Raw genomic sequence first — 22,695 nt, 5'->3', positions numbered from 1 at the left:
CCGCGCCGCGACACCCCACCCGGCGGGGCCGACGCAGTGCCGGTCCCGCCACAGGGCGGCGAGGGCCCGCCGCGGGACCAGTTGCAACCCGCTCCACCGGGGCGTGAGCAGCCTTCCGACCAGTGCCCGTCGATCCGCTCAGCGACAGCCGCAGCCGGCCAGGGCGGCGGCGATCCGGTCCAGCGCAGCCCGGGCCGGCTCCATCCCGTCCGGCGGGACGTCGTCGGTGAGCACCGCGAAGGTGAGCAGGCGTCCTTCGGTGGTGGTCACCACTCCCGCGATGGCGTGCACCCGGGTCAACGTGCCGGTCTTGGCCCGGACCACACCGGCACCGGCGGCCGTGCCGGGTGCCGCTTCGTACCGGTCGCGCAGGGTGCCGGACCAGCCCGCGACCGGCAGGCCGCCGAAGATGCCGGCGAGCTCGGGCCGGTCCGGGCTGGCCGCGAGCGCCAACAACTCGGTCAGCAGGACCGGGCTGATCAGATTCTTCCGGGACAGTCCGCTCCCGTCCGCCAGGTCGAGTCCAGTCACCGGCAGGGCCAGCTCGGACACCACCTCGGCCATCGCCGCCGCCGCACCGGCGAACGAGGCCGGCCGGTCGCGGGCCAGGGCGACCTGACGGGCCAGCGCCTCGGCGACGATGTTGTCGCTCTCGCTGATCATGATGTCGACCAGCCGGATCAGCGGCGGCGAGAGCACCACACCGAGTTCGACACCGGGTCCGCCGCCGACCGACTCCGTCGCCCCGGTCGACGCTGGCGGGGCGGTGCCCCGGCGTACGGTGTCGACCGGCGCCCCGAGCAGTTTGGCGAAGGCACGGCCGGCGACCAGGTCCGGTTCAGCGACCCGCTCGGCCCAGCCCTGACCGGCCTTCGGATTCTTGCGCGCTCCGTCCAGCATCAGCGCGGTGATCGCCCCGCCGAAACCGCCGGTGGGGATGTCGTCGTCCCAGCCGGGTTCGTACACCGGACCGGAGTAGCGCGAGGAGTCGACGACAACTCTGGTGGGTGCGACCCCGCCCAGCGCGTCACGGACCTGATCGGCGAGGTCGGTGAGGTTGGCCGCCCCCGGGTAGAAGCCCTTCGCGTCGGCTGCCAGCGTCGGATCCCCGCCACCGACCAGCACCACCTCGCCGGGCTGGGTACCGGCCACCGCCCGGGTCGGGATCCGATGGCCGGGACCTCGGGCGGTCAACACCGTCACGGCGGTCACCAGCTTGGTCACCGAGGCCGGCACGGTCCCCTCGCCGCCACCGCGATCGAAGAGCAGCTCCCCGGTGAGGGCGTCGGCCACCGCCACGTTGACCCGGCCACCCAGCGCGGTGTCGTCGATCAGCGGTTCGAGCGCGGTTCGGAGCCCGTCCGTGCTGGGCGACGGCGCGCCGATGTCGGCGGCGGCCAGCACCGCGACCGGCGCGGGCTCCACCGCCCCGGTGGCCGCCGGTGTCGCGGGCGCCTCGCCCAGCCAGCGGCCCACCGGCCCCGGCCGGACCACGACCAGACCCACCGCGACCAGCACGAGCACCAGCACGGTGGCGAGCACAAGCGGCAGCCGCCGGCGCGGTACCGGCCCGACCGGTGACGGCGCGGCACCGGCCGGCGGATGACCCGGCGCACCGGCCGCCGGCACGCCCGGCGCCGAGCTGACCGGCACGGATGCCGATCCGGTCGGTGGCCCGGCCGGACGCGTCGGGACGGCAGCACCGGACGCAGCGACCGGGCTGGTCGGGACGGCAGTACCGGCAGCCGGGCTCGTGGGGGCAGCGGCACCCGGCCCGGGGGCCGGGCTGGCAGCGCCGGGCGCGACGGCCCGTCCGGAGGCGGTACCCCGGGGCGGTGTGGCCGGCGGCGACGCGTGCGGGGGCGGATTCGCCCCGGATCGGTTCACGGATGTCGGTGTGACGGGCGGCGTCGGAGGTTGTGGCCGGAGGACCTGCGCGTCCGGCACCGGCACCCGCCCGGCGACCGGCTTGGCCGGCGGTCGGTTCGCACCGTCCTCGGCGTCACCGCCTGGACGGTAGTGTGAATCTTCCCTCCCCACGACCCCCTCCTCCCCCACCGGGAACCGGCCTGGGTGACACTACTTCGGTCCGAAGACTATGCGGCGGCCGGAGTCGGCGGGTTGGCAATCGCCTGCCCGGCTCTGCCGCCGGTTCCGTCAAGCCAGCGTGGGCCAACGAGGGAGCGTGCAGATGGATTTCGACGTCACGGTTGAGATCCCCAAGGGTCACCGCAACAAGTACGAGGTGGACCACGTGACCGGGCGGATCCGGCTGGACCGCACCCTCTTCACCTCCACGCAGTACCCGGCCGACTACGGCTTCATCGAGGGCACCCTGGGCGAGGACGGTGACCCGCTGGACGCCCTGGTGCTGGTGCCCGAGCCGACCTTCCCCGGCTGCCTGATCCGATGCCGCACGATCGGCATGTTCCGGATGACGGACGAGAAGGGTGGCGACGACAAGGTCCTCTGCGTCCCCTACGAGGACCCGCGGCAGGAACACCTGCGCGACATCCACCACCTCGGCGAGTTCGACCGGCTGGAGATCCAGCACTTCTTCGAGGTGTACAAGGATCTTGAGCCGGGCAAGTCGGTCGAGGGTGCGACCTGGGTGGGGCGCACCGAGGCCGAGGCCGAGATCCAGGCTTCGTACCGGCGCGCCAGGGAGGCCGAGGCGCGCGGCGAGTCCACCCACTGAGGTGTCCGACGGGTCCGGGGGTCGCTCAGCCGAGCAGTCCCCGGGCCCGCTCGTAGAGGCCGAGCACCGCGCAGGCGACCGGCACCACCGAGACCACCAGCAGAGTGTCGGCCAGGTCAGCGACCCGTCCGAGGTACGGGGAGACCGGCCGGCGGGCGTACGTCGTGCCGCCCGCCACCACCAGCAGCGCGACCAGCAGCCCGCCGGTGACCAGGATCAGCCGGACCGCCGCGTCGGCGGCCCCGGCCAGCACCCCGCCGAGGACCGCGTATCCGGCCAGGCCGGCGAGCACCGGCGCGACCCGGTGCCGGACCGTGGTGAAGAGCCGGGCGCGTAGCAGCAGCACCGTCGCGGTCACCCCGACCAGCAGCCGACCGGCGACGCCACCGGTGCTGACGAGGATCACCGCCGCGCCGACGGCCAGCACGGCCTGGCCGATCAGCAGGCCGGTGAGCATCTCCTCGGTGCGGGCCACGGCTGCGTACACCTGGCCACGGTCCGGCAGGTCACGGGCCTGGTCCGAGTCGGCTGGCCCGTCGGTGGGCAGGGTCGTCGGCGGCAACGGCACCTTGCCCAGCCGGATGGCCAGCAGCGGGACGGCACCGACGGCGAAGGTCAGCGCACCGAGCAGGACGGCGGCCGCGCCGGCCGGGCCGAGCAGCAGGCCGCCGAGGGCGGCTGATCCAGCACCTGCGCCCACCACCGTGCCGGCCACGAAGATCCGTAGTCGGGTGGCCACCCCGACCAGCCCCAGCACCGAAACCAGCAGCAGCGCCACCGACCCGGCGAGCAACTCCGGCGCGCCCACCCAGCGCAGCGGGCCGATCGGTCCGACCGGGTCGCCCGAACTGACGGCGAGGGCACCGGCCAGCGCCGCGTAGGGCAGCGCGTGTCCGCCGAGTACGGCGGCGGCAGTCCCGTCGCCCTGTGCGCGGGACAGCACGGTGCCGGCCAGCACCAGCAGGCCGGCCACCACGGTCGCGGCCGGCCAGCCGGCGGAGTCGCCGGGCCCACCGGCGGCCAGGGCCAGCAGGCCGACGGCGAGCGGAACACCGGCACCGGCCAGGGCCGCCGCCCGGGTGGCACCGGGTGACCAGGCCCCGCCCCGTCGGCGGGCGGCGTCGGCGATGGCCTCCACCACGTCGTCGTACTCGAACTCCGGCCACTCGGTGCGGGCCGGCACCAGGTGCAGCACCTCACCGTCGCGGACGCCCTGGGCACGCAGCGCCTGCCCGCCGGTCAGCACGGTGCCGTCGGCCCGCCGCAGCAGCCAACCGCCGTGCTGCTCCCCGTCGTCGGCGAGCCCGTCGCCGGCGTGACGCAGCACCTCGGGCAGCAACTCGGCCAGGGGCACCTGTTCCGGTAGCGCCACGTCGACCCGCCGTCGGGGCGTGCTGACGGTGAGTCGGGCAAGCCCGACTGTCATCGGCTCACCTCCCATCCCGAGCGGGCCTGCTGCTGCGCGAACGACAGGACTTTACCTACGATGAGCCAGGCTCGGGTTACCGTGCGCAGTCGGGAGGTCGAGTGTCCACTGTCGTCATCCGGCGGCCGGCGCGACGCCCGGCGCCCGAGATACCCGTCGGTGACCTGCCGGTACAGGCGCCCCCGGAGATTCCCGCCGACACCGGCACCCGCTGGCACCAGTTGCTGATGCTGCTGCCGATGCTCGGCGGTACGGTCGCAATGGCGATGATGTTCGGCCGGGGCGGCGGGGCGTACGCGTACGTGGTCGGCGGCATGTTCGGCCTCTCCTCCCTGGCGATGCTGGCGACCTCCTGGGGCAGCGCCTCCGGCAGCCCGAAGAAGTCCGGGATGATGACCGCCCGCCGGGATTACCTGCGGCACCTGGCCACTCTGCGCCGGCAGGTTCGGCAGACCGCGGAGCGGCAACGCGCCGGCCTCTGCTACCGGCACCCCGATCCGTCGCTGCTCTGGTCGACGGTGCACAGCCACCGGGTCTGGGAGCGGCGGCCCACGGACCCGGACTTCGCGGTGATCCGGGTCGCCGTCGGGCCGCAGACCCTGGCCACGCCGTTGGTGCCGCCGGTCACCCGTCCGTTGGAGGAACTGGAGCCGATGACGGCGGGGGCGCTGCGCCGCTTCCTGGACGCGTACTCGGTGGTGCCCGACCTGCCGGTGGCTCTCTCGCTGCGCAGCTTCGCCCGGGTCTTCGTCCGGGCCGCTCCGGTCGGCCCCACCGGGTCGTCGGCCGCGCAGGCGCTGGCCCGGGCCATGCTCACCCAGCTCGCGGTCTTCCACGCCCCGGACGAGCTGCTGGTCGCCATCTGCGCCGGGCCGGAACGACGCGGCCGTTGGGAGTGGGTCAAGTGGTTGCCCCACGCCCAGCACCCCACCCGCACCGACGCCCTCGGTCCGGTGCGGCTGGTGGCCAGTTCCGCGGTGGAGCTGGAACGACTGCTCGACCGGGTGTTGGCCAGCCGGTCGAGGTTCAGCCCGGTCGGACCGGCCACGGACGGACCGCACCTGGTGGTCGTCTTCGACGGCGGCGACCTCACCGGTGCCACCGAACTGGTCGGGGACGGTGGAATCGACGCGATGACCCTGATCGACCTGGACACCCCGCCGCCGCGTCTGCTCGACCGGTTCTCGCTGCTGCTGGAGCTGCGCGACGGCCGGCTGCACTCGCATTCCTCGGACGGGCCGGCCGAGGTGGGCACGGCCGACGCGCTGGAGGTCGCCGAGGCCGAGGCGGTGGCCCGTCGGCTGGCACCGCTGCGGCTGGCTGCCAACCCGGGCGCCGACGCCGCGCCCGGCGTCGAGCCGGGTCTACCGGAGCTGCTCGGCATCGGCGAGCCGGAGGGCTTCACCGTCGAGCAGGGTTGGGTTCCGCGGTCGCCGCGGGACCGGCTGCGGGTGCCGATCGGCGTCGGCGTGGACGGCGGCGCGGTCGAGTTGGACCTGAAGGAGTCGGCGCAGGACGGCATGGGCCCGCACGGGCTGCTGATCGGAGCGACCGGCTCCGGCAAGTCCGAGCTGCTTCGTACGCTGGTGCTCGGGCTGGCCGCCACCCATTCCGCCGAGCAGCTCAATTTCGTCCTCGTCGACTTCAAGGGTGGGGCCACCTTCGCGCCCTTCGACCGGCTGCCGCACACCGCCGCTGTGATCACCAACCTGGCCGACGCGTTACCGCTTGTCGATCGGATGGTCGATGCGATCAACGGGGAGTTGGTCCGCCGGCAGGAGCTGCTGCGCCGCGCCGGCAACTTCGCCAGCCTGCGCGACTACGAGCGGGCCCGGGCGGCCGGCAACCCGCTGCCCCCGCTGCCGTCGCTGCTGCTGATCTGTGACGAGTTCTCCGAACTGCTGTCGGCGAAGCCCGATTTCATCGACCTGTTCGTCCAGATCGGCCGGCTGGGCCGCTCCCTCGGGGTGCACCTGCTGCTGGCGAGCCAGCGGCTGGAGGAAGGACGACTGCGCGGGCTGGACACCCACCTGTCGTACCGGATCGGTCTGCGGACCTTCTCCTCGCTGGAGTCCCGTACCGTGCTCGGGGTGCCGGACGCGCATGAACTGCCCCCGTCGCCGGGGCACGGTTTGCTGCGCTTCGGCACCGAGCCGCTGCTGCGTTTCAAGACCGCGTACGTCTCCGGTCCGGTGCGTCGGCGCGCCCTGGCGACCGACCCGGCCGGACCCGAACGTCCCCGCCTGCTCGCCTTCTCCACCCACGTCACACCAGTGCCGCAGCCGCCCGTCCCACCGGCTGTCGAAGACGAGGCGGACGCCACGGAGACCCTGCTGCGTCTGCTCGTCGACCGGTTGGCCGGGCAGGGCGTGCCGGCCCACCAGGTCTGGCTGCCGCCGCTGGATGCCGCCCCGGCCCTGGACGAGTTGGTCGGTCCGCTCACGGTCGACCCGGTCCGTGGGCTGACCTTCGGCAATCCTGAACTGCACGGTGCCCTCCAGGTGCCGGTGGCCGTCGTCGACCGACCGTTCGAGCAGCGCCGCGGCCTGCTGTGGTTGGCGTTGGACGGCGCCGCCGGTCATGTCGCGGTGGTCGGTGGTACGCAGAGCGGCAAGTCCACCGCACTGCGCACGCTGATCTGTGCCTTGGCCCTCACCCACACGCCGGCCGAGGCTCAGGTCTACTGCCTCGACTTCGGTGGTGGTGGGCTGGCCTCGGTGCGTGACCTGCCGCACGTCGGTGGGGTCACCGGTCGGGCCGACCCCACCGGCGTACGCCGCACCGTCGGCGAGATGTCCACCCTGCTCACCGATCGGGAACGCCGCTTCGCCGAACTGGGCGTCGAGTCGATGACCGCCTGGCGACAGCGACGCGCCAGCAGCGGCGCGGGCGATACCGACGATCACGGCGACGTGTTCCTCGTCGTCGACGGCTGGACGACCCTGCGGACCGAGTACGAAGATCTGGAGCCGCTGATCACCGACCTGGCGACCCGGGGGCTCTCCTACGGCGTGCACGTGGTGGCCACCGCGGTGCGTTGGCTGGATTTCCGGCCGGCCATCCGGGACCTCTTCGGCTCCCGGCTGGAACTGCGCCTCGGTGATCCGTCCGACTCGCTGGTCGCCCGACGGGCAGCGGCGCACGTGCCGGAGCAGACCCCGGGGCGTGGCATCACCTCGGAGAGCCTGCACTTCCTCACCGCGCTGCCGCAGACGACCGGCACGGACACGGCGGGGCTGGTGAAGCAGGCCAACGACGCGTGGTCCGGCCCGGCCGCACCCCGGGTCCGGCTGCTCCCGGCCGTGCTGCCCTACGCCGACCTCGACCTCGACGCCACGACGGGGCTACGGATCCCGGTCGGTGTCGCCGAGGCGGACCTACGGCCGGTGGTTCTCGACTTCGCCACCGAGCCACATCTCGTGGTCTACGGCGACGCCGAGAGCGGCAAGTCGTCGTTCCTGCGCGCCCTGGCCACCTCGATCGTCACCCGGTTCACGCCGGAACAGGCACGGGTGATCCTGGTGGACTATCGCCGCAGCCTGCTCGGCGCCATCTCCACGGAACACCTGATCGGCTACGGCACCGCGGCGGCACCCACCGCCGACCTGATCGAGTCGGCCGCCGGTTACCTGGCGGGCCGCGCACCGGGCCCGCAGGTCAGCCCGACCCAGCTGCGGGAACGGTCGTGGTGGTCCGGGCCGGAGCTGTTCGTGCTGGTCGACGACTACGACCTGGTGGCCAGCGGGCCGGCGAACCCGCTGCGGGCGCTGGAGGAGCACCTGCCGCACGCCCGCGACGTCGGGCTGCACCTGGTGCTGGCGCGCCGCTCCGGCGGTGCCGCCCGCGCCCAGTACGAGCCGCTGGTGCAGCGGCTACGGGAGCTGTCCACCTCGGGCCTGGTGATGTCGGGCAGCCCGGAGGAGGGTGCGCTTGTCGGTCCGGTCCGTCCCGGTCCGTTGCCGCCCGGGCGCGGTCGGCTGTTCACCCGACGCGAGGGCGTACGGCTGGTCCAACTGGCTCACCTTCCGCCACAGTGACGTCGACTCCACGGAACGTCCCTCCAAGCGGGTCGAAACCGGTAATCTCCGATCGTCATGTGTCCCGCGACGAATGGCTGAGGATGTGACGAGGCTGCGGCACAGCGGCCCGGCGAGGGCCGGCCGGTTCGCCAACCGCGCGCTGCTCGCGGCGGTCGCCACCGCGCTGTCGGCCGCCGTCGCGGTCGTGCCCGCCGCCGCCGTGCCGGTCCACGCTCCCGCGTTCGGCACGCCGGTGGCCCACAACCCCGACTCGGCGCGACGCGCCGACCAGGTCCGCGACGAGCAGTGGCAGCTCGACAAGCTGGGCGCGCGGACGGCATGGCGTACCTCGACCGGGCGCGGCGTGGTCGTGGCTGTGATCGACTCCGGGGTGGACGGTTCCCACCCGGACCTGACCGGTCAGGTGCTGCCCGGGCTCGACCTGGTCGCGCCGAACGGGGCGACCGAGGCGGATCCGGTCGGGCACGGCACCACGGTGGCCGGCCTGATCGCGGGGCGCAACGACGACCGCCGTGGGGTGGTGGGGCTCGCGCCGGACGCCCGGATCCTGCCCGTGCGGGTTCTGGACGCGGAGAACCGCTACGACGACGCGCTGATCGTGGCCAAGGGTGTGCGATGGGCGGTCGACAACGGCGCGAAGGTGATCAACCTGTCGCTCGGCGGTAACGGCGACAGCGCGGCGCTGGCAGCGGCGATCGACTACGCCTTCGCCCGGGACGTGGTGGTGGTCGCCTGCACCGGAAATCTCGCCACCTCGCCCGAGGCGAAGGTGTGGTATCCGGCCCGCGAACCTGGCGTCATCGCGGTCTCCGGCCTGGAGCGCAACAGCGACAACCTGTGGAGCGGCGCGATCACCGGCCGCGCCACGGTCCTCACCGCACCCGCCAGCGGACTGGTCGGCGCACGTCCTCCGGGTGGCTACTGGCGGGTGCAGGGCACCAGCTTCGCGGCACCGCTGGTCGCCGCCACCGCCGCCCTGGTGCGGTCGCGCTACCCGCAGATGTCCGCCGGAGACGTGGTGAACCGGCTCCTGGTCACCGCCAGGGACATCGGGCCCACCGGGCGGGACGAGCGGTTCGGGTACGGTCTCGTCGACCCGGTCGCGGCGCTGACCGCGGAGGTGCCGCGGACGTACCAGAACCCGTTGGACGACAACGACCCGCCCGGGGTGACCGGCTTCGGTCCCGCGCCCGGCTCCGCGACCACGGCTGATCCGGATGCCGAGCAGCTCGGGCTGACCGGGTCCCGGCAGGAAACCCAGTGGCGGGCCCGGGCCGCCGGTTCGCAGGACGACGCCGGCTCGGAGCGGCTCTGGATCGGCTCGGCCATTTTCGTCGCGCTGCTCACCGGAGCGGCGCTGATGGTGCGCCGGTTCCGGCAGTCGCACCGCTGACCGACCCCCGGTCGACGTAAGGCGCGGCAAATTCCGCGCAACCTCGCGAGGCGGGCCCGGCCAGCGGGGTACAACCATCGCCGTGGACACCTTCGAACGAGTCGACCCGGCATCGCCCGCCGGCCCGGATGGTGTCGGACGGCGGGACGACCGGCCAGGTGTGCGGCCGGCCCACACCGTTTCCGGCATGTTGCTGGTCGTGCCGTTCGCGCTGCTCGCCACGCTGGTGCTGGGTGACTGGCCGCCGCTGCGTCGGCTCGACCTGGCGATCACCACTCACCTGCACGGGTACGCCCTGGACCACCCGGCCTGGGCCCGGGCGATGAGCTTCTGGACCGACGCTTTCGCGCCGATGCCCCTGCGGGCCGTGGCGCTGGTCCTGGTGATCTGGCTGGCCCGCGACGGTGCGCGGCGGCTCGCCGGCTGGGTCGCCAGCACCATGGTGCTCGGTGGCCTGCTCGGGCCGTTGCTCAAACTGCTCGTCGGCCGGCAGCGACCGGATCTGCCCGACCCGGTGGCGCAGGCGCCTGGTCTGGCCTTTCCGTCGGGCCACGCGCTTAACGCGACGCTCGCCGCCGGGATCCTGCTTGTGGTGTTCCTGCCCCGGACCAGGCACCGTTCGGCGACCCGCGCGGCGGTCTGGCTCGGTGCGCTGACGATCGCCCTGGTGACCGGGTTCAGCCGGGTGGCGCTCGGCGTCCACTGGAGCAGCGACGTGCTGGCCGGGTGGCTGCTCGGGGCGACGGTGGTCGTCGCCACCGCCACCGCGTTCGCCGTCTGGTCCCGACGCCGGTCAGGCTGACCCCTCGTCAGGTGCAGTCGCCGGTGTCGGTGCCCCGGGTGCGTTCGGCACCGGCCAGCGCCACCGGTCGGGCCTCGGCGGCGGTGACCGCGAACCCGGTGTTCGGGTCGTCGGCCGCCGCCGCGAAGATCACCCCGAGCACCAGGCCGTTCGAGGAGACCAGTGGACCGCCCGAGTTGCCGCTGCGGACCAGAGCCCGGATCGTGTAGATCTCCCGGTTCACGTTCCCCGACGAGTAGATGTCCGGCCCGGTGATCCGGTCCACGTCGCGGATCCGCGCCGACTGGGCGTTGTACGGCCCGTCCAGCGGGAAGCCGAGCACGATGGCGTCCGCGCCGGTGGAGGCGTTGCCGGCGGCGAACCGCATCGACGGGCCGGGCAACCCGGGCACGTAGAGCACGGCCAGGTCCCGGTCGGGGTCGTAGACGACCACCTCGCCCTCGTACCGGTCACCGCGCAGTTCCACCGCGACCGAGCGGGTGCCGGCGACCACGTGCGCGTTTGTCATCACCCGGTCGTCGGCGTACACGAAGCCGGACCCCTCGATCCGGCGCGAACAGCTCGGTGCCGACCCGAGCACCTTCACCACCGAGCGCTGACCGCTGCTCACCACCTCGGAGCCGGCGAGCGCCGGATCGGGCGGCTCGACCTGCCGGGCCTGGGTACGTCGCAGCCCGTCGAAGACATCGGGGAAGCCGTTGGTGTCGACGGTGTCGCGTAGTGCGGTGGAGAGCTGCTGGGCCTGGTCGGGCAGCACCCGGTCCACCACGTTGAGCAGCGCGCTGCTCTTCACGGAGGCGGCGAGCCAGGGCAGCGAGGAGGAGCCGAGCGGCACGGCGACCAGCCAGGCGACCAGCAGCACCGCGAAGAGCGAGACGAACGCGCCACCGACGTCGTCGGCCCGCCGTCCCACGTCACTGGCGATGGTGCGGCGCAGGTGCGATCCGAGCCAGCCGGCCAGTGCCTGACCCACCACGGCGAGGCCGAAGATGGCGACCAACGAAATCAGCACCCGGGTGCCGCTGTCCACGAACTGCTGAGCGAACATCGGGCCAACCTGCAGGCCGACCAGGGCACCCAGGAAGAAGCCGGAGAACGAGAGCACCCCGATTACGAACCCCTGTCGGTATCCGCTGATCGCGAACACGAGCATGAGCAACAGCAGGACGAGATCCACGGCCGACACGGCTCAAGCGTACGGGGCGAGGGCTCGCGCGAAGACGATCGCTTGCGGAAGGTGACGGTCAGATCAGCGCAGGGCGCTCTCGTCGACCTCGTCGGTGCCGGCCGACGGGGCGGGCGAGGCACCGACCGGCGGAAGATCGATAACTCGGCTGCGGGGCCACGGGCGGCTCCAGCCACCCATCTCCAGCAGTGCGGCCAGCACCCCGGCCGTGAACCCCCAGACCAGCATCCCGCGTACGGAGAAGGCGGGGCCGACCCAGCCACTCGAATGGCGTACCCGGACCCGGTTGTCCGGGTCGACCAGCTCGGCGATCGGCAGACGGGCCACGTGTGCCACCTCGGCCGGCTCCCGGGAGTCCACCGGATGCGGTGCGTGCCACCAGGCGAGCACCGGGGTCACCACGAAGTCGCTTACCGGTATCCACAGCCTCGGCAGTTGGGCCAGCACGGTGACGCTTGTCGGGTCGAGCCCGACCTCCTCGTTCGCCTCGCGCAGCGCGGTGGCGGCGGCGTCGGCGTCCTCCGGGTCGGCCGCGCCGCCGGGGAACGCCGGTTGGCCGGCGTGGTTGCGCAGCGTCGCGGCCCGCTGGAGGACCAGCACGTCCGGGCCGGTGACGGTGTCCTCGCCGAGCAGCACCAGCACCGCGCTCTCCCGGCCGCCCCGGTCCGGCGTACGCAGCTGGGTGAAGTCCTCCGTACGTGCGGTGCCGAGCCGACCCAGCAGCGGCCCCAGCCAGCCCGGCGGCTGACGATCCGCTGGTTCGTGCACGCTCACGCCGACACCGTGAGGCCGAGGTGCCGACGGACGAGTTCGCCGAGGCGGGCGTCGTCCAGCGCGCCGGAACTGTCGATGTGCCGGATGCGACCCTGAGCGTCCACGAAGACGGTGAGCGGGACGGCGTTGCGACGCAGTGCCCGCTGCACCGCCTCGCCCTGGTCGACAAGCATCGGGAACCGTACGCCGAAGTCCTCGCCGATCGACTGGGCGCCCTCGCGGCTGTCCCGGCTGTTCACCCCGATGACCCGCAGCTGCCCCTCGGTGCGTTCGTGCAGCCGTTGGAAGGCGGGGAGTTCCTTGCGGCAGGGCGGGCACCAGGAGGCCCAGATGTTGACCACGGCCGGTCCGCGGAGGTCCCGCAGGGCGACCGGGGCCCCACCGGTGAAGCAGGTAAGGGTCAACTCGGGCAGCGGGTCGCCAGTCGCCTCGCCGTCGCCCGACCCGGCCGGGCCGCCGGTGAGGGTGGCACAGTCCTCGAACGGGGACGGACGGGCGGCCGCCGTGCCCTGCCCGGCCGGTGCGGGGGCCTCGGAGTCGGTGGTGCAGGCGGTGGCGAGCAACAGCAGCAGGGGCAGGGTCAGCAGCGCGAGCCGGCGGTTCACGGTGCCTCCGCCTGAACCGCCTGCGCCGGCACCAGCGTGGGATCGACACCAGCGGCGGCCGCGAGGTCACCGGCGCGGGGGCCCTTGAGCAGTTTCGCGGCAGCGGCTGGTTCGGTCGGTCCGGTGCCGTACGAGGGGCAGAGCTTCGCCAGCGTGCACGCGCCGCAGGCGGGCTTGCGGGCGTGGCAGACCCGGCGGCCGTGGAAGATGATCCGGTGCGACAGCATGGTCCAGTCGCGCTTCGGGAACATCGCCCCGATCTCGTGCTCGATCTTGACCGGGTCGGTCTCGGTGGTCAGTCCCCAGCGCCGCACCAGCCGTTGAAAGTGGGTGTCGACCGTGATGCCGGGCACGTCGAAGGCGTTGCCGAGGATGACGTTGGCGGTCTTGCGACCGATCCCGGGCAGGGTGACCAGGTCGGCCAGCCGGCGGGGAACCCGGCCGTCGTAGCGCTCGACCAGGGCCTGGCCGAGTTGGATCAGCGAGTTGGTCTTGTTGCGGTAGAAGCCGGTCGGCTTGATCATCTCCTCCATCTCGCCGCGATCGGCCCCTGCGTAGTCCGCGGCGGTCGGGTAGCGGGCGAAGAGTTTCGGAGTGACCTCGTTGACCTTCTTGTCCGTGCACTGGGCCGACAGGATGGTGGCGACGGCCAACTCCAGCGGGCTGCGGTGGTCCAGCTCGCAGTGCGCGTCGGGATGCGTCTCGGTCAGCACGCGGCCGATCCGCCGCGCGCGACGGGTGCGTCCCAGGTCGGTCTCGGTGGCGCTTCTGGTCACGACGGCCAGCCTACGTCGCCGGTCCGACTGGCTCGGACGCCTGTGCCGCCGGAGATCAGTCCGCGTCGGGCGGGCTGATCTTTCCGGAGTCGGTGAACCGGGCTCCGGTCTCGGCGAAGTCGAGCTCGGTGAGGTCCCGGAGCAGCCCGAGACCACGGTCGTCGGGGTCGACGGTCGGCTTGCGGGCCCCGTCCATGTAGGTGGAGGTGAAGGAGCCGCCGGCCCAGGTACCGTCCGCTTCGAGTGACACCTTCAGCACGCCGCCCCAGCCGAGCCGACCGTTGTTGCTTAGCGAGTTGCCGCCGCCGGCGAAGTTGCCCAGGCTGTACGCGATCAGCCTGCCCTTGTAGAACTCCATGCCGCGCAGCACGTGCGGGCCGTGCCCGACGATCAGGTCGGCACCGGCGTCGATCATGGCGCGGGAGAACTTGATCGGGTCGCCCCGGTTCTCACCGAGGAACATCTCGGTGCCGGGCCGCACCCGCGTCATCTCCGACCCTTCGGCCCCCATGTGCACCTGCACCACCACGATGTCCGCCTGGTCGGCGGCCTTCTCGATCACCTTCTTCGCGGCGGGGATGTCGGTGAGACTGTTCGACCAGCGGTACGACGAGAAACCGGCGACGGCGACCTTGACGCCCTTCACCTCGACGACCGTGATCTGGTCGGGTGCGCCGGTGTGCTCCAGCCCGTGTTCCTCAAGCGCCTTCTGGGTGTTCTCGTAGCCCTTCGGCCCGAAGTCGTACCCGTGGTTGTTGGCCTGGTTGAGCAGGTCGAAACCGGCATCGGCGAGATGGGCGGCGTACTCCGGCGGAGCCCGGAACTGGAAGCAGCGGGTGGAGTTGGCACCGCACTTGCCGGTCCCGGTGTCCACCGTCAACGGCTCTTCCAGGTTGCCCATCACCAGGTCGGCGGCGAGCGCCTTCTTCACCGAGTTGAAGAAACCCTTGCCGTTGTTCGGGGGCAGCCGATCGGGTGCCATGGCCATCACGATGTCGCCCGTGGCGGAGAGCGAGATCTTCTTGACCTCGGGGGCGGCCGATTCGACAGGTGCGCCCTCGCCGCCGCCCGTACCGGGCTGCCAGAGCGGCCCTTCGTCGGTGCTGGCGCAGCCGGCGAGGAGGAGGGCGGCAAGCAGCGCCCCCAGTGCGGCCAGGGTGCGGCGGCGGGGTCGGGGCGCGAAGGGGGCGGCAGCGTACATCGTGCGCGACCCTACCGGGCGGGTATCGCGGAAACGACCGCCGATCGGGTGGGGAGATTCAGCCCTGGAGCCGATCCGACCATGGGACGACGGTGTCGCGGCCCACCGCCAGCACGGCGGCGTGCACCGCCCGCGCCAGCGGCGCCCCCCAGGTGGAGCGGGGTCCGCCGTAGGCGTTGACCGGACCGTCCGGTGGGCAGAGCACGGCGACCGCGTCCGTCGGCGTACCGGTGCCGGCCAGCCCCAGGTCCGCGATCGCCTGCGCCTTGGCCTCGGTTGCCGTGGCGACCGCGTTGACGAGTGCCGCGTCGCCGAGCCGCGCCGGAACGTACGCCACGATGTTCACCGTGCCGACCGACTGCGCCGGTGCCGCCACCGTGGGTGCCGCCGCCGGCACCGGAGTGCCCAGACCGACGGTGGCCCAGACCTGCACGCCGGTGTCGGTCCGCCGCACCACCTCGGCCACGTCGACCCCGGTCATCAGGCCCACGCCGGGCCCGTCCAGGCCGAACTCCCGGGCCAGCTCCGCCAGGTGGTCGGCGGGGTCGTCCCGGTCGTACGACATGGGCACCGTCGCGTTCAGCACCCACCGTCGTACGCCGATTCCACCGCCCAGCGGGGCGGAACTGACCGCCCGCAGCGGTCCCCCGGCACGCCAGATGAGCACCGGAATGTCACGTTCGTCCTCGCGCCGGGTGGTCAGCAGGGGCTCGGGCAGCACAGGGTGACCCTACGTCCGGGTGTCCGCCCCGCCGACCCCGGTCTGATCAGGCGCGGGATTCTAAAGGGTGATCACGACGGGCACGTTACGCCCAACGATCAAGATTCCAGGGGTGCACCTCTGATTACTGCTCACGTGCGCCTAGACTGGTCGGCGCGCGAGGGATCAGCGGACGGCGGACCCAGGCCGAGCAGACGGCACGCGCAACCGGAGGTGCGCGATGGACGAGGTACTGGCCCGCAGCGGGATCTTCCAGGGTGTCGACCCGGAGGCGGCCGAGGCGCTCGCCAAGGAGATGGAGACGATCGAGGTCCGCAAGGGCGAGGTCGTCTTCAACGAGGGCGAGCCCGGTGACAGTCTCTACATCCTGCTGTCCGGCAAGATCAAGGTTGGTCGTCGGGCAGCGGACGGACGGCAAAACCTGATCGCCGTGATGGGTCCTTCGGACATGGTCGGTGAGCTATCACTCTTCGACCCGGGTCCGCGTACGGCGACCGCGACCGCGGTCACCGACAGCCGGCTGGCCCGACTGCGCAAGCAGGCGCTGCGACCGTGGCTGAACAACCGCCCGGAGATCGCCGAGCAGTTGCTGCGGGTGCTCGCCCGCCGGCTGCGCCGGACCAACGACGCCCTCGCGGATCTGATCTTCACCGACGTGCCCGGCCGGGTGGCAAAGAACCTGCTCCAGATGGCGGGGCGCTTCGGCACCCGCGACGGCGGCGTGCTGCGGGTGACGCACGACCTGACCCAGGAGGAGATCGCCCAGCTCGTCGGCGCCTCCCGGGAGACGGTCAACAAGGCCCTGGCGGACTTCGCCTCGCGCGGCTGGCTTCGGCTGGACGGCAAGAGCATCATCATCCTCGACCCGGAGCGCCTGGCCCGCCGCGCCCGCGTCTGACCCTGAGTTCATTTCCTGCGCGGTGCCGACGGACCTCGTCGGCACCGCGCAGGCGTTTGCGGCAACCTAAAAAGTCAGTCTTGACTGTTTGTTTCTTGGGCGGCAGGCTGTCCGCATGCCCGTCGCATCGACCCGCGTCCCTCAACAGGAACGCAGCCGAGTCACCCGGGCCCGGTTGCTGGAGGCGACCCTCGACTGCCTGGTCGAGCACGGCTGGTCCGGCACCACCACCACGGTCGTGGCAGCCCGGGCCGGCGTCTCCCGGGGTGCCCAGTTGCACCACTACCCGACCCGCACCGCCCTGGTCACCGCCGCCGTCGGGCACCTCACCGAACGGCGAGCGGCCGAGTTGCGGGCCGAGGCCGATGCCCTGCCGGCCGGTGCCGACCGGCTGGACCGGGTGGTGGACCTGCTCGCCGCCGCCTTCACCGGGCCCCTCTTCGTCGCCGCCCTCGAACTCTGGGTGGCCGCCCGCACCGACGCCGAACTGCGGGCCGCCCTGCTGCCGCTCGAAGCCCGGATCGGCCGGGAGATGCACCGACTGACCGTCGAACTGCTCGGGGTGGACGAGCGGCGCCCCGGCGTACGCGAGGCGGTGCAGGCCACCCTGGACCTGCTGCGCGGACTCGGCGTGGCCAACCTGCTCAGCGACGACTCGACCCGCCGGGCCGCGCTGTTGCAGTCCTGGAAGACCCAGTTGACGGCGCTGCTCACCAGCGCGGAGACGGCATCCTGACCGGCCCAACCCGCCCGGAGGCACCATGGTCGACCTGACCGCCCTGCTCACGGATCTGGCCACCGAGTCCGCGCAGCTCGACACGCTCGTCGCGCCACTGCCGCCGCAGGAGTGGGAGCGACCCACCCCCGCGGCGGGCTGGACGATCGCCCACCAGATCGCCCACCTGGCGTGGACGGATCACGTGGCCCGGCTCGCTGCCACCGACGCCGACGCGTTCTACGCCTCGGTCACCTCCGCACCGGACCTGGCCCGGCTGGTCGACGACGGCGCGATCGCCTTCCTCGCCCCGCCCGACACGCTGCTGGCCCGCTGGCGGGAGGGCCGCTCCGCGCTCGCGGCAGCCCTCGCCGCCGCCCCCGCCGGGGAGAAGCTGCCCTGGTACGGCACCCGCATGTCGCCTGCCTCGATGGCGACGGCCCGGATCATGGAGACCTGGGCGCACGGCGAGGACGTGGCCGAGGCGCTCGGCGTCACCCGGCCCGCCACCGACCGGCTGCGGCACATCGCGTACCTCGGCTTCCGTACCGTCGGGCACAGCTTCGCCGCCCATGGCCGGCCGGTGCCCACGACACCGGTCCGGGTGGAGCTGGCGGCACCCGGCGGGAAAACCTGGGCCTTCGGCCCGGCGGACGCGGCCGACCGGGTGACCGGTCCGGCGCTCGACTTCTGCCTGCTGGTGACCCGGCGTCGGCACCGCTCCGACACCGCGCTGGTCGCCACCGGGCCGGTCGCCGACGGGTGGTTGGACGTGGCCCAGGCCTTCGCCGGCCCACCCGGCACCGGCCGCGCTCCACGAACGGCGATCCCGTGAGCACGCGGAACGCAGCACGGCGGGGCCCCGCAGCCGCGACCCGAAAGGGCTGTCGATGAGCGACGTGCTGCGGGTCGGCAACGCCTCCGGTTTCTACGGCGACCGGTTCTCCGCCTGGCGGGAGATGCTCGACGGCGGCGAACTGGACGTGGTGACCGGTGACTACCTGGCCGAGTTGACCATGCTCATCCTGGGCCGCGACCGGATGCGTGATCCTGATCTGGGCTACGCCAAGACGTTCCTCCGGCAACTGGAGGGCTGCCTCGGCGCCGCGCTCGACCGTCGGGTCACGCTGGTCACCAACGCCGGTGGGCTCAACCCGGCCGGGCTGGCCGCCGCGATCCGCGCCCTCGCCGACCGGCTCGGGCTGCCCGTCCGGATCGGGTACGTCGAGGGCGACGCCCTGGCCCGACCGGATGCGCTGACCGCGAACGCGTACCTCGGCGCGTTCGGCATCGCCGCCTGCCTCGACGCCGGGGCGGACGTGGTGGTGACCGGCCGGGTCACCGACGCCTCGCTGGTCGTGGGCCCGGCCATCGCCCGCTTCGGCTGGGGGCGCGGCGACCTCGACGCGCTGGCCGGGGCCACCGTCGCCGGGCACCTGATCGAATGCGGAGCGCAGGTCACCGGGGGCAACTTCAGCTTCTTCACCGAGCTGCCCGACGGCGGTCACCGGCCGGGATTTCCCGTGGCCGAGCTGCGTACGGACGGCTCGGCGGTGATCACGAAACATCCCGGCACCGGCGGCGCGGTCAGCATCGAGACGGTCACCGCCCAGTTGCTGTACGAGGTGGGCGGGCCGGCGTACCTGGGCCCCGACGTGGTGACCCGGCTCGACTCGGTCCGGCTGAGCCAGGACGGTCCGGACCGGGTGCTCGTCAGCGGTGCCCGCGGCACCCCGCCGCCGGACACGCTCAAGGTGGGCGTCAACAACCTCGGTGGTTTCCGCAACTCGATGACGTTCGTACTCTGCGGTCTCGACATCCGGGCCAAGGCCGCCCTGGTCCGAGAGCAGTTGACGGAGGCGGTCGGCCCGGACGGGCTGGAGTTCACGCTGGCCCGTACCGACCATCCGGACGCCACCGACACCGAGACAGCCAGTGCCCTGCTGCACGTGAACCTGCGCGACGGTGACCGGACGCGGGCCGGGCGGGCGTTCTCGGCGGCGGCGGTCGAGCTGGCCCTGGCCTCCTACCCGGGTTGCACCCTGACCACTCTGCCCGGCGACGCCACCCCGTACGGCGTGTTCACCGCCGACGCCGTGCGGCAGGACGCGGTCGTCCACGTCGCCGTGCTGCCCGACGGCACCCGGGTGCCGATCGACCCGCCGCCGGTGACCGAGGCCGTCGCCACCGAGCCGGCGGCCGAGGTGACCGGCCCGGCGGCGACAGGTCCGACCCGGCGCGGGCCACTGGGTGAGGTGGTGGGCGCGAGGTCCGGCGACAAGGGCGGCGACGCGAACCTGGGGGTCTGGGCGCGTACCGACGCCACCTGGGCCTGGTTGCGTGGCTGGCTCACCGTGGCGCGGCTGGCGGAGTTGCTGCCGGAGACCGCGCCGTTGACCGTCGAACGGTACGAGCTGCCGAACGTGCGTGCCGTCAACTTCGTGATCCGGGGGCTGCTCGGCGCCGGGGTCGCCGCCTCCACCCGGTTCGACCCGCAGGCCAAGGCCCTCGGCGAGCTGCTCCGATCCCGGATCGTCGACCTGCCCGCGGAGCTGCCGGCCGGACCCGCAGCCAGCACCGCGCCAGCGTCGACGACCCGACCGGTGCCGGGTGACGGCGAGGTGCGGTCATGACGATCGTGGACACTCCCGAGCGGCGGCAGTTGCGGGAGCTGACCCGCGCCTTCGTCACCCGGGAGGTGCTGCCGCACCTGGCCGACTGGGAGCGGGCCGGCGAGGTACCCCGCGAGCTGCACGCGACCGCCGCGAAGACCGGCCTGCTCGGCATCGGCTTTCCCGAGGCGGTCGGCGGCAGCGGCGGCGACCTGCTCGACTCGATCATCGTCACCGAGGAGATCATCCGCTCGGGTGGCTCGTCGGGGCTGGTCGCTGCCCTCTTCACGCACGGCATCGCGCTGCCACACATGGTGGCCGCGGCCGGGGCCCGGTCGGGCGGCAAGCTCCCCAGGCCACCCGGTGACACCGTCGAGAGCGTCGACCCGACCGGCAGGGAGTACGACCTGATCGATCGGTACGTCCGGCCGACGCTGGCCGGGTCCATGATCGGCGCACTGGCAATCACCGAACCGGACACCGGCTCGGACGTGGCGGGCATCCGCACCCACGCCCGCCTCGACGGTGACCATTACGTGGTCAACGGCGCGAAGACCTACATCACCAGCGGGGTCCGGGCGGACTTCGTGACGACGGCGGTCTGCACCGGCGTGCCGGGCAGTGGGGCGCTGAGCCTGCTGGTCATCGACAAGGGCACGCCCGGCTTCACCGTGGGGCGGCGGTTGGAGAAGCTCGGCTGGCACTGCTCGGACACCGCCGAACTCTCCTTCGTCGACGTACGCGTGCCGGTGGCGAACCGGATCGGCGAGGAGGACACCGGCTTCCTCGCGATCATGCAGCAGTTCGCGGCCGAACGCCTCTCCCTGGCCACCCAGGCGTACGCCATCGCGCAGCGCTGCGTCGAGCTGGCCACCACCTGGTGCCGCGACCGGTCCACCTTCGGCCGGCCCCTGGCGAGCCGGCAGTTGGTCCGGCATCGGCTGGCCGAGATGCACACCCGGGCCGAGGCCGCCCGGGCCTACGTGCACCAGGTGGCCGCCCGGGTGGCCGCCGGTGAGCCGGTGGTGACCGAGGTGGCGATGGCGAAGAACGTGGCGGTCGAGGCCGCCGACCGGGTCGTCGACCAGGCCCTGCAACTGCACGGCGGCTTCGGCTACCTGCGGGATGCCGAGGTGGAACGGCACTACCGGGACGCCCGGATCCTCGGCATCGGCGGCGGCACCACCGAGATCATGAACGAGATCATCGCGAAGGGCATCGGCCTGTGACCACACTCGACACCGCGATCGACCCGTCCGCGCCGGCCTTCCGCGCGAATCGGGACGCCCTGCTGGAACGCCTCGCCGAGCTGGACGCCGCGCTCGACACCGCGCGCGGCGGCGGTGGCGAGAAGTACGTGGCCCGGCACCACCAGCGCGGCAAGCTGCTCCCCCGCGAACGCATCGAACTGCTGCTGGACCAGGACAGTCCCTTCCTCGAACTGTCACCGGTCGCCGCGTTCGGCACGGACTTCCCGGTAGGGGCCAGCGTGGTGACCGGGATCGGTGTCGTCGAGGGTGTCGAATGCCTGGTCGTCGCCAACGATCCGACGGTACGCGGTGGTGCGGTGAACCCCTGGTCGCTGGCGAAGACCCGGCGGGCCGGCGAGATCGCCCTGGCCAACCGGCTGCCGATGGTGAACCTGGTCGAGTCGGCCGGCGCGGACCTGCCCACCCAGGCGGAGATCTTCATTCCGGGTGGCCGGGTGTTCCGCGACCTGACCCGGCTCTCGGCCGAGCGGATCCCCACGGTCAGCGTGGTCTTCGGCAACGCCACCGCCGGTGGCGCGTACGTGCCCGGAATGTCCGACTACACGATCATGATCCGGGAACGTTCGCAGGTCTACCTGGCCGGGCCACCGCTTGTGAAGATGGCCACCGGCGAGGACGCCGACGACGAGTCGTTGGGCGGCGCGGCCATGCACGCCACGAAATCCGGCCTGGCCGACTTCCTCGCCGCCGACGAGCGCGACGGCATCCGGCTGGCCCGACAGTGCGTACGCCGGCTCAATTGGCGCAAGCGGGGTCCGGCGCCGCGCAACCCGATGCCGCAACCGCCGAAGTACGACCCGGAGGAGCTGCTCGGCATCACCAGCGCCGACCTCAAGGTGCCGTTCGATCCGCGTGAGGTGCTCGCCCGGGTGCTCGACGGCAGCGAGTTCGACGAGTTCAAGCCGGCCTACGGCACCGCGCTGGTCACCGGCTGGGGTGAGCTGCACGGGTACCCGGTCGGCGTGCTGGCCAACGCGCGGGGCGTGCTGTTCAGCGAGGAGGCGCAGAAGGCGACGCAGTTCATCCAGCTCGCCAACGCCGCCGACACCCCGCTGATCTTCCTTCAGAACACCACCGGCTACATGGTCGGCACCGAGTACGAGCAGCGCGGCATCATCAAGCACGGCGCACTGATGATCAATGCGGTGTCGAACTCGACGGTGCCGCACCTGACGGTGAACCTGGGTGCCTCCTACGGCGCCGGCAACTACGGCATGTGTGGCCGGGCGTACGAGCCGAGATTCCTGTTCACCTGGCCGAACGCCAAGTCGGCGGTGATGGGCCCGGCGCAGCTGGCCGGGGTGCTGTCCATCGTGGCCCGGCAGGCCGCCGCCGCGCGGGGCCGCGAGTTCGACGAGGACTCCGACGCGGCGATGCGGATGATGGTCGAGCAGCAGATCGAGTCCCAGTCCGGCGCGCTGTTCCTGTCGGGTCGGCTCTACGACGACGGGGTGATCGACCCCCGGGACACCCCTACCGTCCTCGGCCTGTGTCTGTCGGCCGTCCACAGCGGGCCGGTGCAGGGCGCCGACGCCTTCGGCGTCTTCCGGATGTGAGCGCGAGGAACGCAGCGAAGC

18 protein-coding genes are annotated in these 22,695 nt (G+C 72.7%); 10 read left to right on the top strand and 8 right to left on the bottom strand.

Annotated elements, in window-relative coordinates; all coding sequences use genetic code 11:
- Positions 1 to 138: 138 nt before the first annotated feature.
- Positions 139 to 1,551: a D-alanyl-D-alanine carboxypeptidase/D-alanyl-D-alanine-endopeptidase gene (gene dacB, locus AB0J93_RS03860; RefSeq protein ID WP_363918528.1), complete on the bottom strand. Its 1,413-nt coding sequence runs from the start codon at positions 1,549 to 1,551 to the stop codon at positions 139 to 141.
- 640 nt (positions 1,552 to 2,191) lie between these two features.
- On the opposite strand from dacB, the gene AB0J93_RS03855 reads away from it, so the two are divergent.
- Positions 2,192 to 2,698 (top strand): inorganic diphosphatase, encoded by a 507-nt coding sequence (locus tag AB0J93_RS03855; RefSeq protein ID WP_281582445.1) that lies wholly within the window; start codon positions 2,192 to 2,194, stop codon positions 2,696 to 2,698.
- Positions 2,699 to 2,723: 25 nt separating this feature from the next.
- Here the strand turns inward: AB0J93_RS03855 and eccD are convergent, their stop codons facing one another.
- Entirely contained in the window at positions 2,724 to 4,124 is a 1,401-nt protein-coding gene (gene eccD / locus AB0J93_RS03850; protein WP_363917896.1) for a type VII secretion integral membrane protein EccD, read from the bottom strand.
- 101 nt (positions 4,125 to 4,225) lie between these two features.
- Between eccD and eccCa the strand changes: the two genes are divergently transcribed.
- The 3 genes from eccCa to AB0J93_RS03835 all read left to right on the top strand — a co-directional run bounded on the left by eccCa (position 4,226) and on the right by AB0J93_RS03835 (position 10,359).
- Positions 4,226 to 8,161: a type VII secretion protein EccCa gene (gene eccCa, locus AB0J93_RS03845; protein ID WP_363917894.1), complete on the top strand. Its 3,936-nt coding sequence runs from the start codon at positions 4,226 to 4,228 to the stop codon at positions 8,159 to 8,161.
- 73 nt (positions 8,162 to 8,234) lie between these two features.
- The gene (mycP, locus tag AB0J93_RS03840) at positions 8,235 to 9,557 is read left to right on the top strand and encodes a type VII secretion-associated serine protease mycosin (RefSeq protein ID WP_363917892.1); all 1,323 of its coding nucleotides are present in this window, start codon (positions 8,235 to 8,237) and stop codon (positions 9,555 to 9,557) included.
- A 187-nt stretch (positions 9,558 to 9,744) separates the two neighbouring features.
- A complete protein-coding gene (locus AB0J93_RS03835) occupies positions 9,745 to 10,359 on the top strand; it encodes a phosphatase PAP2 family protein (protein ID WP_363917890.1) in 615 nt (204 codons plus the stop codon).
- A 7-nt stretch (positions 10,360 to 10,366) separates the two neighbouring features.
- Here AB0J93_RS03835 and AB0J93_RS03830 read toward each other — a convergent pair whose 3' ends face one another.
- The 6 genes from AB0J93_RS03830 to AB0J93_RS03805 form a co-directional block, all read right to left on the bottom strand.
- The gene (locus AB0J93_RS03830) at positions 10,367 to 11,545 is read right to left on the bottom strand and encodes a MarP family serine protease (protein WP_363917888.1); all 1,179 of its coding nucleotides are present in this window, start codon (positions 11,543 to 11,545) and stop codon (positions 10,367 to 10,369) included.
- 63 nt (positions 11,546 to 11,608) lie between these two features.
- On the bottom strand, positions 11,609 to 12,313 hold the full coding sequence (locus AB0J93_RS03825) for a CoA pyrophosphatase (RefSeq protein ID WP_363918526.1): 705 nt from the start codon (positions 12,311 to 12,313) through the stop codon (positions 11,609 to 11,611).
- 2 nt (positions 12,314 to 12,315) lie between these two features.
- Positions 12,316 to 12,924 carry a TlpA disulfide reductase family protein gene (locus AB0J93_RS03820; RefSeq protein WP_363917886.1) on the bottom strand — a complete coding sequence of 203 codons (609 nt, stop codon included), beginning with the start codon at positions 12,922 to 12,924 and terminating at the stop codon, positions 12,316 to 12,318.
- The gene (gene nth, locus AB0J93_RS03815; RefSeq protein ID WP_363917884.1) at positions 12,921 to 13,700 is read right to left on the bottom strand and encodes an endonuclease III; all 780 of its coding nucleotides are present in this window, start codon (positions 13,698 to 13,700) and stop codon (positions 12,921 to 12,923) included. The genes AB0J93_RS03820 and nth overlap by 4 nt, the downstream gene beginning before the upstream one ends.
- Before the next feature lie 55 nt (positions 13,701 to 13,755).
- Positions 13,756 to 14,901, bottom strand: coding sequence for a CapA family protein (locus tag AB0J93_RS03810; RefSeq protein ID WP_363917882.1), 1,146 nt, complete (start codon positions 14,899 to 14,901; stop codon positions 13,756 to 13,758).
- 58 nt (positions 14,902 to 14,959) lie between these two features.
- Complete coding sequence (locus AB0J93_RS03805; RefSeq protein ID WP_363917880.1) at positions 14,960 to 15,622, bottom strand: adenosylcobinamide amidohydrolase; 663 nt, start codon at positions 15,620 to 15,622, stop codon at positions 14,960 to 14,962.
- A gap of 220 nt (positions 15,623 to 15,842) precedes the next feature.
- Between AB0J93_RS03805 and AB0J93_RS03800 the strand changes: the two genes are divergently transcribed.
- From AB0J93_RS03800 to AB0J93_RS03775, 6 genes are all read left to right on the top strand, one after another.
- Positions 15,843 to 16,520: a Crp/Fnr family transcriptional regulator gene (locus AB0J93_RS03800; RefSeq protein WP_013736306.1), complete on the top strand. Its 678-nt coding sequence runs from the start codon at positions 15,843 to 15,845 to the stop codon at positions 16,518 to 16,520.
- A gap of 115 nt (positions 16,521 to 16,635) precedes the next feature.
- On the top strand, positions 16,636 to 17,256 hold the full coding sequence (locus AB0J93_RS03795) for a TetR/AcrR family transcriptional regulator (RefSeq protein WP_363917878.1): 621 nt from the start codon (positions 16,636 to 16,638) through the stop codon (positions 17,254 to 17,256).
- 25 nt (positions 17,257 to 17,281) lie between these two features.
- Positions 17,282 to 18,070: a TIGR03084 family metal-binding protein gene (locus tag AB0J93_RS03790; protein WP_363917876.1), complete on the top strand. Its 789-nt coding sequence runs from the start codon at positions 17,282 to 17,284 to the stop codon at positions 18,068 to 18,070.
- Positions 18,071 to 18,125: 55 nt separating this feature from the next.
- Positions 18,126 to 19,868 carry an acyclic terpene utilization AtuA family protein gene (locus AB0J93_RS03785; protein WP_363917874.1) on the top strand — a complete coding sequence of 581 codons (1,743 nt, stop codon included), beginning with the start codon at positions 18,126 to 18,128 and terminating at the stop codon, positions 19,866 to 19,868.
- Complete coding sequence (locus tag AB0J93_RS03780) at positions 19,865 to 21,076, top strand: acyl-CoA dehydrogenase family protein (protein WP_363917872.1); 1,212 nt, start codon at positions 19,865 to 19,867, stop codon at positions 21,074 to 21,076. The genes AB0J93_RS03785 and AB0J93_RS03780 overlap by 4 nt, the downstream gene beginning before the upstream one ends.
- Positions 21,073 to 22,674, top strand: a complete 1,602-nt coding sequence (locus AB0J93_RS03775) for a carboxyl transferase domain-containing protein (protein WP_363917870.1) — start codon at positions 21,073 to 21,075, stop codon at positions 22,672 to 22,674. The genes AB0J93_RS03780 and AB0J93_RS03775 overlap by 4 nt, the downstream gene beginning before the upstream one ends.
- Positions 22,675 to 22,695: the final 21 nt, after the last annotated feature.

This window comes from Micromonospora sp. NPDC049374 (genome assembly GCF_040677165.1).
Taxonomy (GTDB): domain Bacteria; phylum Actinomycetota; class Actinomycetes; order Mycobacteriales; family Micromonosporaceae; genus Micromonospora.
Note: the sequence above shows the minus strand (reverse complement) of the source record. Positions and strands in the feature narration are given on the sequence as shown.